The following is a 13,400-nucleotide window of genomic DNA, read 5'->3' as shown; positions in this document are numbered from 1 at the left end:
GCCAGTGGGGGACTGTGAAGAGTTGGTGGCGGCGTGAAGGTTGTTCTGACGGGGGTCAAGACAGCGTAAAGAAAGGGGCGGGTCCGTGCCCGTCCGCCCCCCTCTCCCCACGCCTCACCCCCGCCGCAGCGCCCCTCGGTCCGCCGCCTCGCCCCTCAGCCCCGGCGCAGCAGCCGCGACGCGCCCGCCGCCACCGTCGTCGCCAGCACCCAGCCGAGCAGGATCAGCACCGTCGACGCCCACTGCCAGAACCCCTCCATGCGCCAGTAGCCGGCCTGGCCGAGGTCGATCACCGGCAGCAGCACGTCCAGGGCGTACAGCGTGGCGCTCCAGTGCGGCGCCTCGCCCGGCTTCAGCGGCACCGGGTCGTAGTGCGCGAAGGCGTAGGCGCCCGCGGCCCACAGGACCGCCATCCACAGGGCGGCCCGCCCCGGCCGGTAGCCGTAGGCCACCGCCAGGTCCTGGACGTAGCCCCAGAGCTTCCCGGCCAGCGGCAGGGTCTCCCGGCGCCGCCGCTGCTTGGCGAGCAGCACCACCCGCGCGTCGGCGTCCTCGCCGCTGTTGCGCAGCACGGTCGCCAGCCGCTCGTACGGCTCCGGCGCGTACTCCGGGGTCGCCGCCGCCACCCACTCCAGACGCCGGGCCAGCGGGAAGTGCCCGTACGGCACCAGCGTCTCGTAGACGAAGCCGCTCATCGCCAGGCCGCCGGGCCCCGGCCAACTGGTGGACAGGTCGATGAGGGTCACCACCTTGGCGCCGTTCAGCACCACCCGGCCCTCCTCCGGGCGCTCCGCGTTGAAGCGCAGCTCCGGTGTCACTATCCGGCGCAGCGACACCTCCTCCCGCCGCGAGCCGTCCAGCAGGAAGCGCGCGTAGTGCAGGTCCACCGAGTCCCCGAAGCGGCCGTCGTCGAGCCGCACCCCGCCGTGGCACTCCACCGGCTTGCGCCGCGCGCCCTGGGCCGGCGTCACGCCGTAGGGCGGGGTGGCCGTCGCGTTGCCCGAGGAGTCGTACACCCAGGCCGCGTTCAGATAGAGCGTGCGCTCCACGGTCAGCTGCGGCGCGTTCAGCGCGCGGCGCTGCTGGGCCCCGCGCAGCACGCTGCCCCGCAGGCTCATCGACACGCCGACCTTCGCCCCGCGCAGGCTCAGCTCCCCGTAGGTCTCGATCAGCTCGGCCTGCAGGTCCTGCGCGACCACCATGCCGTCCGCCGTGATCGCCCGGCCGCGCCGGTCCGGCCACACCCGGATCTGGTTGATCAGCAGGTCCGTGCCGATCTGCGCGTCGGCGAGCCGGATGCCCCGCTCCACCCGGCAGCGCGGCAGGTGCAGATCGCCCTCCGTGTGCAGCCGCGCCGCCTCCAGGCGGGGTATCGCGCACTCGACCATCCGCAGCGTCCCGAAGCGCGCCTCGGGCAGCACCACCTCGCCGTCGAAACGGCAGCCGTTCAGCTCCACGTACGGCGCTATCGTGCCGCCCGCCAGGTTCAACACGCCGGTGATGCGCGCCCCGCGCAGCTTCAGCGCCGCGACCCGCCCGGCCCGCGCCGGCGGCCCCGCGAGCAGCAGCAGCGCCACCACCTCGGCCCGCACGCTGCGCTCCTCGCCCCACACCACCTGCCGGTCGAACGGATCGTCCCGCTCCGCGACCCCCTCCCTGAGATCACACGCCCTGCCGATCCGGAACGCCCTCCACATGACCCGCTCCGGCCCGGTCAGGCCTTCCGGCATTCCGTCGTCCTCGCGCGGCTCGGTCACTGCCGCCCCCTCGCTTTCCACGACTCCGCTTCACCGGATTCGTACAGCCGTTCTTCCCGCTGAGTGACGGACTGAACGCTAACGGTCAGGAGTGGCGACAAGACGCCAGAGTGGCCCGTATCAGCCAGTGATACGGGCGTCCGGGGCTGTGGGCCGTCTGAGAGAATTGACCCGTGATCTCTCGAATCGATCTGCGCGGCGCGGCCCTCCCCGAGGGTGCCGCCCTGCGTGACCTGCTGCCCCGTGCCGAGTTCGACGTGGAAGCCGCCCTGGAGAGGGTGCGGCCGATCTGCGAGGACGTCCGGCATCATGGCGCCGCAGCGGTGATCGACTACGGGGAGAAATTCGACGGCGTCCGCGTCGAGAGCCTGCGGGTGCCCGCCGAGGCCGTCGCCCGCGCCCTCGACGAGCTCGACCCGGCCGTCCGCGCCGCCCTCGAGGAGTCCATCCGCCGCGCCCGCCTCGTCCACCGCGAGCAGCGCCGCACCACCCACACCACCCAGGTCGTGCCCGGCGGCACGGTCACCGAGAAGTGGATCCCCGTCGAGCGCGTCGGCCTCTACGTGCCGGGCGGCCGCTCCGTCTATCCGTCCTCCGTCGTGATGAACGTCGTCCCGGCCCAGGAGGCCGGCGTCGAGGGCATCGCCGTGTCCTCGCCCCCGCAGAAGGAGTTCGGCGGACTGCCGCACCCGACCATCCTCGCCGCCTGCGCCCTGCTCGGCGTCGACGAGGTCTACGCGGCCGGCGGCGCCCAGGCGGTCGCCATGTTCGCGTACGGCACCGAAGGCACCGGCGACACGCCCGGCTGCGCCCCCGTCAACCTGGTCACCGGTCCCGGCAACATCTACGTCGCCGCCGCCAAGCGCCTCCTCAAGGGCCGCATCGGCATCGACGCCGAGGCCGGCCCCACCGAGATCGCGGTCCTCGCGGACTCCACGGCCGACCCGGTGCACGTCGCCGCCGACCTCATCAGCCAGGCCGAGCACGACCCGATGGCCGCCTCCGTCCTCGTCACCGACTCCGCCGAGCTGGCCGAGGCGGTCGAGGCCGAGCTGAAGACCCAGGTCGCCGCCTCCAAGCACGTCGACGACCGGATCGTCCCCGCCCTGGCCGGCAAGCAGTCCGCGATCGTCCTCGTCACCGGCCTGGACGACGGTCTGAGGGTCGTCGACGCCTACGGCGCCGAGCACCTGGAGATCCAGACCGCCGACGCCTCCGCCGTCGCCGACCGGGTCCGCAACGCGGGCGCGATCTTCGTCGGCCCCTGGGCCCCGGTCTCGCTCGGTGACTACTGCGCCGGCTCCAACCACGTGCTGCCCACCGGCGGCTGCGCCTGCCACTCCTCGGGCCTGTCCGTGCAGTCCTTCCTGCGCGGCGTCCACATCGTGGACTACACGCGCGACGCGCTCGCCGAGGTCGCCCACCACGTGGTGACCCTCGCCGAGGCGGAGGACCTGCCCGCGCACGGCGCCGCCATCAAGGCACGGTTCGGATGGAAGGTGCCCGAGAGCAAGTGACCTCGTACGACAAGGTCGGCATCGACGACCTCCCCATCCGCGACGAACTGAAGGGCAAGTCGCCCTACGGCGCGCCCCAGCTCGACGTGCCCGTCCAGCTGAACACCAACGAGAACCCCTACCCGCTGCCCGAGCCCCTGGTGGCCCGGATCGCGGAGCGGGTCGCCGAGGCCGCCCGCGGCCTCAACCGCTATCCCGACCGTGACGCGGTCGAGCTGCGCACCGAGCTGGCCCGCTATCTCACCCGCACCGGCAAGCACCCGGTCGCCCTGGAGAACGTGTGGGCCGCCAACGGCTCCAACGAGGTCCTCCAGCAGCTGCTGCAGACCTTCGGCGGACCCGGCCGCACCGCGATCGGCTTCGAGCCCTCGTACTCGATGCACGCCCTGATCGCCCGCGGCACCGGCACCGGCTGGATCTCCGGCCCCCGCAACGAGGACTTCACCATCGACCTCGCGGCGGCCGAGCAGTCCATCGCCGAGAACGCGCCGGACGTCGTCTTCGTCACCTCGCCCAACAACCCCACGGGGACGGCGGTCGACGCGGACACCGTGCGCGCGTTGTACGCGGCCGCCCAGGCCGCCAAGCCCTCGCTGGTGGTCGTCGACGAGGCGTACGTGGAGTTCAGCCACCGCGACTCGCTGCTGCCCCTCCTCCAGGGCCGGCCGCACCTGGTGGTCTCCCGGACCATGTCCAAGGCCTTCGGCGCCGCCGGACTGCGCCTGGGCTATCTCGCCGCCCACCCCGCCGTGGTCGACGCCGTCCAGCTGGTGCGCCTGCCGTACCACCTGTCCGCCGTCACCCAGGCGACCGCGCTCGCCGCCCTGGAGCACACCGACACCCTCCTCGGGTACGTCGAGCAGCTCAAGGCCGAGCGCGACCGCCTCGTCACCGAGCTGCGGGCCATCGGCTACGAGGTCACCGAGTCCGACGCCAACTTCGTCCAGTTCGGCCGCTTCGACGGAGCCGAGGGCTCCCACGCGGCCTGGCAGAAGATCCTCGACCGGGGCGTCCTGGTCAGGGACAACGGTGTACCGGGCTGGCTGCGGGTCACCGCGGGCACCCCCGAAGAGAACGACGCGTTCCTCGACGCGGTTCGTGAGTTGAAGAAGGAGCAGGACGCATGAGCCGCGTAGGCCGCGTGGAGCGCACCACCAAGGAGACGTCCGTCGTCGTCGAGATCGACCTCGACGGCACCGGAAAGGTCGACGTGTCGACCGGGGTCGGCTTCTACGACCACATGCTCGACCAGCTCGGCCGGCACGGTCTGTTCGACCTGACCGTGAAGACCGACGGCGACCTCCACATCGACTCGCACCACACCATCGAGGACACCGCCCTCGCGCTGGGCGCCGCCTTCAAGCAGGCCCTCGGGGACAAGGTCGGCATCTACCGCTTCGGCAACTGCACCGTCCCGCTGGACGAGTCGCTCGCCCAGGTGACCGTCGACCTTTCTGGCCGCCCCTACCTGGTGCACACCGAGCCCGAGAACATGGCGCCGATGATCGGCTCCTACGACACGACGATGACCCGGCACATACTGGAGTCGTTCGTCGCCCAGGCGCAGATCGCCCTGCACGTCCACGTGCCGTACGGGCGCAACGCGCACCACATCGTCGAGTGCCAGTTCAAGGCGCTCGCCCGCGCCCTGCGGTACGCCTCCGAGCGCGACCCGCGCGCCGCCGGAATCCTCCCCTCCACGAAGGGCGCGCTGTAACCGTGAACGGCCTCTCCACCATCCTGATCGTCGTCGGCCTGTTCCTGCTCGGCGGCATCTACTCCTTCGTCAAGCAGAAGATGCCCATGGGTCTCATCGTGCTGCTCTCCATCGGCGCGGCGATGTGCCTCGCGGCCGGTGTCCTGCGTCTGGACGTGTGGTCATGACGGCGGCCGCCTCGAAGAAGGTCGTCGTCTTCGACTACGGCTTCGGCAACGTGCGCTCCGCCGAGCGCGCCCTCGCCCGGGTCGGCGCGGACGTCGAGATCACCCGCGACTACGAGCGCGCCATGAACGCCGACGGGCTCCTCGTCCCCGGCGTGGGCGCCTTCTCCGCCTGCATGAAGGGCATCAAAGAGGCCCGCGGCGACTGGATCATCGGCCGGCGGCTCTCCGGCGGCCGGCCCGTCATGGGCATCTGCGTCGGCATGCAGATCCTCTTCGCCCGCGGCATCGAGCACGGCGTGGAGACCGAGGGCCTCGACGAGTGGCCCGGCTCGGTCGAGCCGCTGAAGGCGCCCGTCGTGCCCCACATGGGGTGGAACACCGTCGACGCGCCGGCGGACAGCCGGCTGTTCGAGGGCCTCGACGCCGACACCCGCTACTACTTCGTGCACTCCTACGGCGTGCGCGAGTGGGAGCTGGAGGTCGGCAACCCCAACATCCGCGCCCCCAAGGTGACCTGGTCCACCCACGGCGAGCCGTTCGTCGCCGCGGTGGAGAACGGCGCCCTGTGGGCGACCCAGTTCCACCCCGAGAAGTCCGGCGACGCCGGCGCCCAGCTCCTCACCAACTGGATCGGAACCCTGTGACCAGCGTGCTCGAACTCCTCCCCGCCGTCGACGTCCGCGACGGCCAGGCCGTCCGTCTGGTGCACGGCGAGTCCGGCACCGAGACCTCCTACGGCTCCCCGCTGGAGGCGGCCCTCGCCTGGCAGCGCTCCGGCGCCGAGTGGCTGCACCTGGTCGACCTGGACGCCGCCTTCGGCACCGGCGACAACCGGCAGCTGGTCCGCGAGGTCACCGAGGCGATGGACATCAAGGTCGAGCTGTCCGGCGGCATCCGCGACGACGCCACGCTCGCCGCCGCCCTCGCCACCGGCTGCACCCGGGTGAACCTGGGCACCGCCGCCCTGGAGACCCCCGAATGGGTCGCCAAGGTCATCGCCGAGCACGGCGACAAGATCGCGGTCGGCCTGGACGTGCGGGGCACCACCCTGCGCGGCCGCGGCTGGACCCGTGACGGCGGCGACCTGTACGAGACGCTGGCCCGTCTCGACTCCGAGGGCTGCGCCCGTTACGTGGTCACCGACATCGCCAAGGACGGCACCCTGCAGGGCCCCAACCTGGAGCTCCTGCGCAACGTCTGCGAGGCCACCGACAAGCCCGTCGTCGCCTCCGGCGGCGTCTCCTCGCTGGACGACCTGCGGGCCCTGTCCGGCCTCGTCCCGCTGGGCGTCGAGGGCGCGATCGTCGGCAAGGCGCTGTACGCGAAGGCCTTCACCCTGGAAGAGGCCCTCCAGGCGGTGGCGGCCGGATGAGCGACTCCGTACGCAAGGTGGTGACCGGCGCGCCCTGGGAGGAGCAGTTCGGCTACTCCCGCGCGGTGGAGCTGCCGAACGGGACCGTCCTGGTCGCCGGCTGCACCTCCGTGATCGGCGGCGCCATCGCCGACGGCGGTCCGTACGAGCAGACCGTCAACGCCTTCAACGTGGCCTTCGGCGCCCTGAAGCAGCTGGACCTGGGCGCGGAGCACGTGGTCCGCACCCGGATGTACCTCACCCACGCGCGGGACGTGGACGAGGTCGGGCGCGCCCACAAGGAGCTGTTCGACGCCGTCCGCCCCGCCGCGTCCATGATCATCGTCTCCGGCTTCGTCGACCCGCGTCTGGTCGTCGAGGTCGAGGTGGAGGCGTACCGCCCGGAGCGCACCGAGGAAGGCGCCGCATGAGTCTCGCCGTACGCGTGATCCCCTGCCTGGACGTGGACAACGGCCGGGTCGTCAAGGGCGTCAACTTCCGGAACCTGCGGGACGCGGGCGACCCCGTCGAGATGGCCAAGCTGTACGACGCCGAGGGCGCCGACGAGCTGACCTTCCTCGACATCACCGCCTCCTCCGGCAACCGGGAGACCACCTACGACGTGGTGCGCCGCACCGCCGAGCAGGTCTTCATCCCGCTCACCGTCGGCGGCGGGGTCCGCTCCGCCGAGGACGTCGACAAGCTGCTGCGGGCCGGTGCGGACAAGGTGGGCGTCAACACCGCCGCCATCGCCCGCCCCGAGCTGATCCGCGAGATCGCCGAGCGCTTCGGGCGCCAGGTCCTGGTCCTGTCGGTCGACGCCCGCCGCACCGAGACGGGCTCCTTCGAGGTCACCACGCACGGCGGGCGCCGGGGCACCGGCCTCGACGCCGTCGAGTGGGCGCACCGGGCCGCCGAGCTCGGCGCGGGGGAGATCCTGCTGAACTCGATGGACGCGGACGGCACGAAGGACGGCTACGACACCGAGATGATCGCGGCGGTGCGCAAGCACGTGACCGTGCCGGTGATCGCCTCCGGCGGGGCCGGCAAGCTGTCCGACTTCCCGCCGGCCATCGAGGCCGGGGCGGACGCGGTGCTCGCCGCCTCGGTCTTCCACTTCGGCGATCTGCGGATCGGTGAGGTCAAGCAGACGCTGCGGGAGGCGGGCCACCAGGTTCGCTGATCGGGATTCCGGATGAAGAAGGGCCCCCGCGGGGGCCCTTCTTCATCCCCGGATGCGCAGGATTATTTGTGCAATTTTCATTGCGCAAGTTTTCCTTCCTGTCTAGGGTTCCTGACATGACCTCGTCGGAGAACCGCCGGATCACCGATCTCGGCACCCTCAAAGCCATCTCCCACCCGCTGCGGATGCGCCTCTACCGCGCCCTCTTCGTGGCCCGCACCGCCACCGCCTCCCAGCTCGCCGACCAGGTCGACGAGGCCGTCTCGCTCGTCAGCTACCACCTGCGCAAGCTCGCCGACCACGGCCTCATCGAGGAGGCCGAGGCACAGTCCGCGGACGGGCGCGAGCGATGGTGGCAGCCCAGCTCGTACGGCTTCAGCATCCGCGAGGAGGACGTCCAGGGCGCCCCCGAACTCGCCGCCGCGAGCACCGCGTTCGGGCACACCGTCCACGCCCAGCGCGCCGAGATGCACCGCCGCTTCCTCGCCGAGCGGCACACCTGGTCCGAGGAATGGCGGACCGCCGCCGTGAGCTCCGAGTGGCTGCCGCGGCTCACCGCCGCCGAGCTCGCCGCACTCGGCGAGGAGCTCGACGCGGTCCTCAGGAAGTACGACGAGCGGGCCCGCGCCGCCGAGGCCGCCGGCGACACCGAGGGCCGCGAGAACGTCGCCGTCCACCTCCACGGCTTCCCCTACCGGGGCTGAGCGGGATGACCACGACCACCGTCGCCGCCCCCGCGCGCGCCGCCCACCGCGACCCGAACGTGCTGCGCTGGGTCGGCGCCTACACCGCCTCCACGCTCGGCGACAGCATCTACTACCTCGCCCTGTCCTGGACCGTCGTCAGCACCGGCACCCCCGCCCAGGCCGGACTCGTCATGGCCGTCAGCGCCGTGCCCCGCGCCCTGCTCATGCTCGGCGGGGGAGTGGTCGCCGACCGGCTCGGACCGCGCCGGGTGGTCATCGGCTCCGACGCCGTCCGGAGCCTCGTCGTCCTCGGCCTCGCCGCCGCCCTCCTCCTCACCTCGCCCGGCCTGTGGGCGCTCGCCGCCGTCGCACTCGTCTTCGGCGTCGTCGACGCCCTGTTCCTGCCCGCCGTCGGCGCCCTGCCGCCGCGGATCGCCCCGCACGACCAGCTCGCCCGGATCCAGGGCCTGCGCGGCCTGGCGTACCGCTGCGGTGCCGTGCTCGGCGCACCGCTCGGCGGCCTCATGGTCGCCCTGGGCGGCCCCACCGCCGCCTTCGGGGCCGCGGGACTGCTCTTCGCGCTCTCCGTCCCGCTGCTGTCCGCGCTCCGGCTCGGCCCGCTGCCCGCCACCGGCGAGGCGCGCGACGGCACCGCCCTGAGCGATCTCGTCGACGGGCTGCGCTATCTGCGCGGCCACCGCCTCCTCGGGCCGCTGATGATCATCGTGCTCCTCAGCGACCTCGGCTTCGTCGGCCCCCTCAACGTCGGCCTCGCCGTCCTGGCCGAGCAGCGCGACTGGGGCGCCTCCGGCATCGGCTGGATCCTCGCCGGCTTCGGTACGGGCGCGGGCGCCGCCTCCCTGCTGCTGACCGTCCGGGGGCGCGTCCCGCGCGCCGGAGCCGTCAGCGGCCTCACCATGACGGTGGGCGCCCTCGCGATCGGCGCCCTCGCCTCCACCACGCTCCTGCCCGCCGCGGTCGCCGTCGCCGTGGCCATCGGACTGCTCGCCGGACTCTCCGGGGCGCTGTGCAACGCCCTCGTCCAGACCCACTGCGACCCCGCCTACCTCGGCCGCGTCACCGCCGTCTCCGGCCTCTGCTCCCTCGGCCTCGCCCCGCTCAGCTTCCCGGTCACGGGCGCCGCGATCGGACTCTGGGGCCTCGGCCCGGTGTACGCGGTGAGCGCGGCGGTCTGCGCCCTCTCCGGGATCTACGGACTCGTCGTCCCGGCCGTACGGCGGGCCGAACTGCCCCGCTGACGCTCAGATCCCCAGCTGCTTCGTCTCGTGCAGCCGCTCGATCGCCTCCGGCTCGCCCTCCAGCGCCACCTTCGCCGCGTCCTGCCGCCCGAACAGGAACATCGTCAGCTCGCCCGGCTCCCCGGACACCGTCACCACCGGGGTGCCGCGGTGCGCCACGGTCGTCTGGCCGTTCGGGCGGCGCAGCACCAGGCCCACCGGCGCCTTGCGGCCGAGCAGCCGGGCCGACCGCTCCAGGCGCGACCACAGGGCGTCGGAGAACACCGGATCGAGCTCCCGCGCCGACCAGTCCGGCTGCGCCCGGCGCACGTCCTCGGCGTGGACGTAGAACTCGACGATGTTCGCGCCCTCGTCCACCTGCTTGATCGTGAACGGCGACAGCTTCGGCGGACCCGTTCGGATGAGCTGGACCAGCTCGGCGTACGGCTTCTCGGCGTACTCCGCCTGCACCCGCTCCAGCCTGCCCTTCAGCGCCGGCACGGGCACCACCGCGCCGGCCGCCGCGTCCGGGCGGCGCTCGCGCACCACCACATGGGCCGCGAGGTCACGGGTCCGCCACCCCTCGCAGAGCGTCGGCGCGTCGGGGCCGGCCGCCTCCAACAGGTCGGCGAGCAGAAGTCGTTCACGCTTGGCATGGGTCGACATGGGCGCCAGCGTAAGGCCGCGGCCCCCGGTCCGCCCAGTGGACGCCCGCCGACCGGACCCGCCGGTCCGCCCACTGGACGCACCCCGGACGAGCCCGCCGGTCACGGCAGAATGGCGGCATGAGCAGCACGTCCCGCACCCCCAGCGACCTCGACCCGGCCATCGCCGCCCGCCTCAAGCGGAGTGAGGACGGCCTAGTCCCCGCCATCGCCCAGCAGTACGACACCGGCGAGGTGCTGATGCTCGGCTGGATGGACGACGAGGCCCTGCACCGCACCCTCACCACCGGCCGCTGCACCTACTGGTCCCGCAGCCGCCAGGAGTACTGGGTCAAGGGCGACACCTCCGGCCACGTCCAGCACGTCAAGTCCGTCGCCCTCGACTGCGACGCCGACACCCTGCTCGTCAAGGTCGACCAGGTCGGCGCCGCCTGCCACACCGGGGCCCGCACCTGCTTCGACGCCGACGTGCTCCTCGCGGCCGAGTAGGGTCTGGCGCCATGGATCTCGAGACCTTCCGCAAGCTGGCGGCCGACCGCCGCGTCATCCCCGTCAGCCGCAGGCTCCTCGCGGACGGCGACACCCCGGTCGGGCTCTACCGCAAGCTCGCCGCCGAACGCCCCGGCACCTTCCTCCTCGAATCCGCGGAGAACGGGCGCAGCTGGTCCCGCTACTCCTTCATCGGAGTCCGCAGCGACGCCACCCTCACCGTCCGGGACGGCCAGGCGCACTGGCTCGGCACCCCTCCGGTCGGCGTCCCCGTCGACGGCGACCCGCTCGCCGCCCTGCGCGCCACCGTCGAGACCCTGCACACCCCCCGCGACCTCGCCGGCCGGATGCCCCCGTTCACCGGCGGCATGGTCGGCTACCTCGGCTACGACATCGTCCGCCGCCTGGAGCGCATCGGCGAGCACGGCGCCGACGACCTGCGGCTGCCCGAGCTGACCATGCTGCTCACCAGCGACCTCGCCGTCCTCGACCACTGGGACGGCACGGTCCTGCTGATCGCCAACGCGATCAACCACAACGACCTGGAGACCGGCGTCGACGAGGCGTACGCGGGAGCCGTCGCCCGGCTCGACGCGATGGAGGCCGACCTGGCCCGCCCCGTCGCCTCCACCCCGGCCGCCCTGCCGGAGTCCGAGCTCCCCGAGTTCTCCGCGCTCTGGGGCGGTCCCGCCTACCAGGACGCCGTCGAGGACATCAAGGAGCGCATCCGGGCCGGCGAGGCCTTCCAGGTCGTGCCCTCGCAGCGCTTCGAGACCCCCTGCACCGCCTCCGCCCTCGACGTGTACCGGGTCCTGCGGGCCACCAACCCCTCCCCGTACATGTACCTCTTCCGCTTCGAGAACGGCTTCGACGTCGTCGGCTCCTCGCCCGAGGCGCTGGTCAAGGTCGAGGACGGGCGGGCGATGGTCCACCCCATCGCCGGCACCCGGCACCGCGGCGCCACCCCGCAGGAGGACCACGACCTCGCCGAGGAGCTGCTCGCCGACCCCAAGGAGCGCGCCGAGCACCTCATGCTCGTCGACCTCGGCCGCAACGACCTCGGCCGGGTCTGCGAGCCGGGCTCCGTCGAGGTCGTCGACTTCATGTCGATCGAGCGCTACTCCCACGTCATGCACATCGTCTCCACCGTGACCGGCCGGGTCGCCCGCGGGAAGACCGCCTTCGACGTGCTCACCGCCTGCTTCCCGGCCGGCACCCTCTCCGGCGCGCCCAAGCCCCGGGCGATGCAGATCATCGAGGAGCTCGAACCCTCCCGGCGCGGTCTGTACGGCGGGTGTGTCGGGTATCTCGATTTCGCCGGGGACTCCGACACGGCCATCGCCATCCGCACCGCGCTGCTGCGCGACGGCACCGCGTACGTGCAGGCCGGAGCGGGTGTGGTCGCCGACTCCGACCCGGTCGCCGAGGACAACGAGTGCCGCAACAAGGCCGCCGCGGTGCTCCGCGCCGTCCACACGGCCAACCGGATGACCACGACCGGATGAACGCCCGCCGAGCCGGTAGGGGATAGTGGGGTACGTGAGTGCCGTACCCGTACCCCAGCCCCGAGCCGCCCGCCCGGGCGGCGCCGTCTCGTCGGGCGCCCGCCGCAGCCTGGCCGCCGCCCTCCTGCTCGGCGCCCTCGGAGCCACCGTCGTGCTGCTCTCCGCGGGCCAGATCTGGGCCCAGGGCACCGCTGCCGTCGGGGGCGGCACCGTGCCCGTCGAGGCCGACGGCGGCGCCGTCACCGGCGTGCCGACGGCCCTCGCGATCGTCGGCCTCGCCGCGCTCGTCGCCGTCTTCGCGGTCCGCCGCACCGGTCGCACCCTGGTCGCCGCGCTGCTCGCCCTCAGCGGGGCCGGAGCGGCCCTCGCCGCCGTCCTCGGCGCCTCCGACCGCGCCGCACTGAACGCCGAGGCCGCCAGGATCAGCGGCAACACCGCCGCCGTCGTCGGCGGCCTCAGCCACACCGTCTGGCCGTACGTCACCGCCGCCGGCGCCGTCCTGATCCTGGCCGCCGGCCTCTGCGCGCTCCTCTACGGAAAGACCTGGCCGGCCATGGGCGGACGCTACGAGCGCTCCGGCGCCCCGCGCGCGGCGCGCCGGGCCGCCACCACCGATCCGGACCGGCCCGAGGACCTGTGGAAGGCCCTCGACCGCGGCGAGGACCCCACCCGCGGCGACTGACCGGCGAGACCGCGAGCGCGACGCGTGATCGTTCGGGCACCCCGATTCATCGCCGCGCCCCCATGTGCGGAAGAATGAGACGTCACCACCGCGCAACATCAACGAGGAGCAACTCATGGCGGGCAGCGCCCACGGACACACCCCGGCCGCCTGGACCGGTGTCATCATCTCCTTCATCGGCTTCTGCATCGCCGGAGTCTTCATGGTGGCGGCCAACGTGCCCGGTTTCTGGGCCGGCATCGGCGTCATCGTCCTCGGCGGCATCGTCGGTGGCGCGATGAAGGTCGCGGGCCTCGGCATGCCGAAGCAGTCGGCCGCCGTCGTCGCCGCCCGCGAGGCCGCCACCGAGCGCGTCAAGGCCCGCGCCTGACGCCCCCAGGTCACCCCGAAGGCGCAGTCCCGCGAGACGGGGCTGCGCCTTCGCGCGTCCCGGGCGAGAATCA

16 protein-coding genes are annotated in these 13,400 nt (G+C 72.9%); 14 read left to right on the top strand and 2 right to left on the bottom strand.

Annotated elements, in window-relative coordinates:
• Nucleotides 1-155: 155 nt before the first annotated feature.
• Nucleotides 156-1,757, bottom strand: a complete 1,602-nt coding sequence (locus ACH414_RS23100) for an oxidoreductase (protein ID WP_382540289.1) — start codon at nt 1,755-1,757, stop codon at nt 156-158.
• A gap of 173 nt (nt 1,758-1,930) precedes the next feature.
• On the opposite strand from ACH414_RS23100, the gene hisD reads away from it, so the two are divergent.
• From hisD to ACH414_RS23050, 10 genes are all read left to right on the top strand, one after another.
• Nucleotides 1,931-3,274: a histidinol dehydrogenase gene (hisD, locus tag ACH414_RS23095; protein WP_382540286.1), complete on the top strand. Its 1,344-nt coding sequence runs from the start codon at nt 1,931-1,933 to the stop codon at nt 3,272-3,274.
• Nucleotides 3,271-4,401 (top strand): histidinol-phosphate transaminase, encoded by a 1,131-nt coding sequence (locus tag ACH414_RS23090; RefSeq protein WP_382540282.1) that lies wholly within the window; start codon nt 3,271-3,273, stop codon nt 4,399-4,401. The genes hisD and ACH414_RS23090 overlap by 4 nt, the downstream gene beginning before the upstream one ends.
• Nucleotides 4,398-4,991: an imidazoleglycerol-phosphate dehydratase HisB gene (gene hisB / locus ACH414_RS23085; protein WP_030492957.1), complete on the top strand. Its 594-nt coding sequence runs from the start codon at nt 4,398-4,400 to the stop codon at nt 4,989-4,991. Before ACH414_RS23090 ends, hisB begins: the two co-directional genes overlap by 4 nt.
• 2 nt (nt 4,992-4,993) lie before the next feature.
• Nucleotides 4,994-5,158, top strand: a complete 165-nt coding sequence (locus ACH414_RS23080) for a hypothetical protein (RefSeq protein WP_382540278.1) — start codon at nt 4,994-4,996, stop codon at nt 5,156-5,158.
• Entirely contained in the window at nt 5,155-5,802 is a 648-nt protein-coding gene (hisH, locus tag ACH414_RS23075) for an imidazole glycerol phosphate synthase subunit HisH (RefSeq protein WP_382540275.1), read from the top strand. The genes ACH414_RS23080 and hisH overlap by 4 nt, the downstream gene beginning before the upstream one ends.
• Nucleotides 5,799-6,530 (top strand): bifunctional 1-(5-phosphoribosyl)-5-((5-phosphoribosylamino)methylideneamino)imidazole-4-carboxamide isomerase/phosphoribosylanthranilate isomerase PriA, encoded by a 732-nt coding sequence (gene priA / locus ACH414_RS23070; RefSeq protein ID WP_382540272.1) that lies wholly within the window; start codon nt 5,799-5,801, stop codon nt 6,528-6,530. Before hisH ends, priA begins: the two co-directional genes overlap by 4 nt.
• Complete coding sequence (locus ACH414_RS23065) at nt 6,527-6,940, top strand: RidA family protein (RefSeq protein WP_382540269.1); 414 nt, start codon at nt 6,527-6,529, stop codon at nt 6,938-6,940. Before priA ends, ACH414_RS23065 begins: the two co-directional genes overlap by 4 nt.
• Nucleotides 6,937-7,692 carry an imidazole glycerol phosphate synthase subunit HisF gene (hisF, locus tag ACH414_RS23060; RefSeq protein WP_382540266.1) on the top strand — a complete coding sequence of 252 codons (756 nt, stop codon included), beginning with the start codon at nt 6,937-6,939 and terminating at the stop codon, nt 7,690-7,692. Before ACH414_RS23065 ends, hisF begins: the two co-directional genes overlap by 4 nt.
• A 116-nt stretch (nt 7,693-7,808) precedes the next feature.
• On the top strand, nt 7,809-8,396 hold the full coding sequence (locus ACH414_RS23055) for an ArsR/SmtB family transcription factor (protein ID WP_398943162.1): 588 nt from the start codon (nt 7,809-7,811) through the stop codon (nt 8,394-8,396).
• A gap of 5 nt (nt 8,397-8,401) precedes the next feature.
• A complete protein-coding gene (locus tag ACH414_RS23050; RefSeq protein ID WP_398943159.1) occupies nt 8,402-9,637 on the top strand; it encodes an MFS transporter in 1,236 nt (411 codons plus the stop codon).
• A gap of 3 nt (nt 9,638-9,640) precedes the next feature.
• On the opposite strand, the gene ACH414_RS23045 is transcribed toward ACH414_RS23050, so the two are convergent.
• Nucleotides 9,641-10,282, bottom strand: a complete 642-nt coding sequence (locus tag ACH414_RS23045; RefSeq protein ID WP_382540258.1) for a TIGR03085 family metal-binding protein — start codon at nt 10,280-10,282, stop codon at nt 9,641-9,643.
• Nucleotides 10,283-10,401: 119 nt separating this feature from the next.
• Between ACH414_RS23045 and hisI the strand changes: the two genes are divergently transcribed.
• The 4 genes from hisI to ACH414_RS23025 all read left to right on the top strand — a co-directional run bounded on the left by hisI (nt 10,402) and on the right by ACH414_RS23025 (nt 13,327).
• Nucleotides 10,402-10,770, top strand: coding sequence for a phosphoribosyl-AMP cyclohydrolase (hisI, locus tag ACH414_RS23040; protein WP_382540256.1), 369 nt, complete (start codon nt 10,402-10,404; stop codon nt 10,768-10,770).
• Between the two features lie 11 nt (nt 10,771-10,781).
• Nucleotides 10,782-12,275, top strand: a complete 1,494-nt coding sequence (locus ACH414_RS23035) for an anthranilate synthase component I (protein ID WP_398943156.1) — start codon at nt 10,782-10,784, stop codon at nt 12,273-12,275.
• Between the two features lie 25 nt (nt 12,276-12,300).
• On the top strand, nt 12,301-12,957 hold the full coding sequence (locus ACH414_RS23030) for a TIGR02234 family membrane protein (protein WP_382540251.1): 657 nt from the start codon (nt 12,301-12,303) through the stop codon (nt 12,955-12,957).
• Between the two features lie 115 nt (nt 12,958-13,072).
• Nucleotides 13,073-13,327: an HGxxPAAW family protein gene (locus ACH414_RS23025; protein ID WP_382540248.1), complete on the top strand. Its 255-nt coding sequence runs from the start codon at nt 13,073-13,075 to the stop codon at nt 13,325-13,327.
• The last annotated feature ends 73 nt before the right edge of the window (nt 13,328-13,400 follow it).

Origin of the sequence: Streptomyces sp. NPDC020422 (genome assembly GCF_044386705.1) — a bacterium.
Classification (GTDB): Bacteria; Actinomycetota; Actinomycetes; order Streptomycetales; family Streptomycetaceae; genus Streptomyces.
This window is presented reverse-complemented; position numbering and strand designations above follow the sequence as displayed.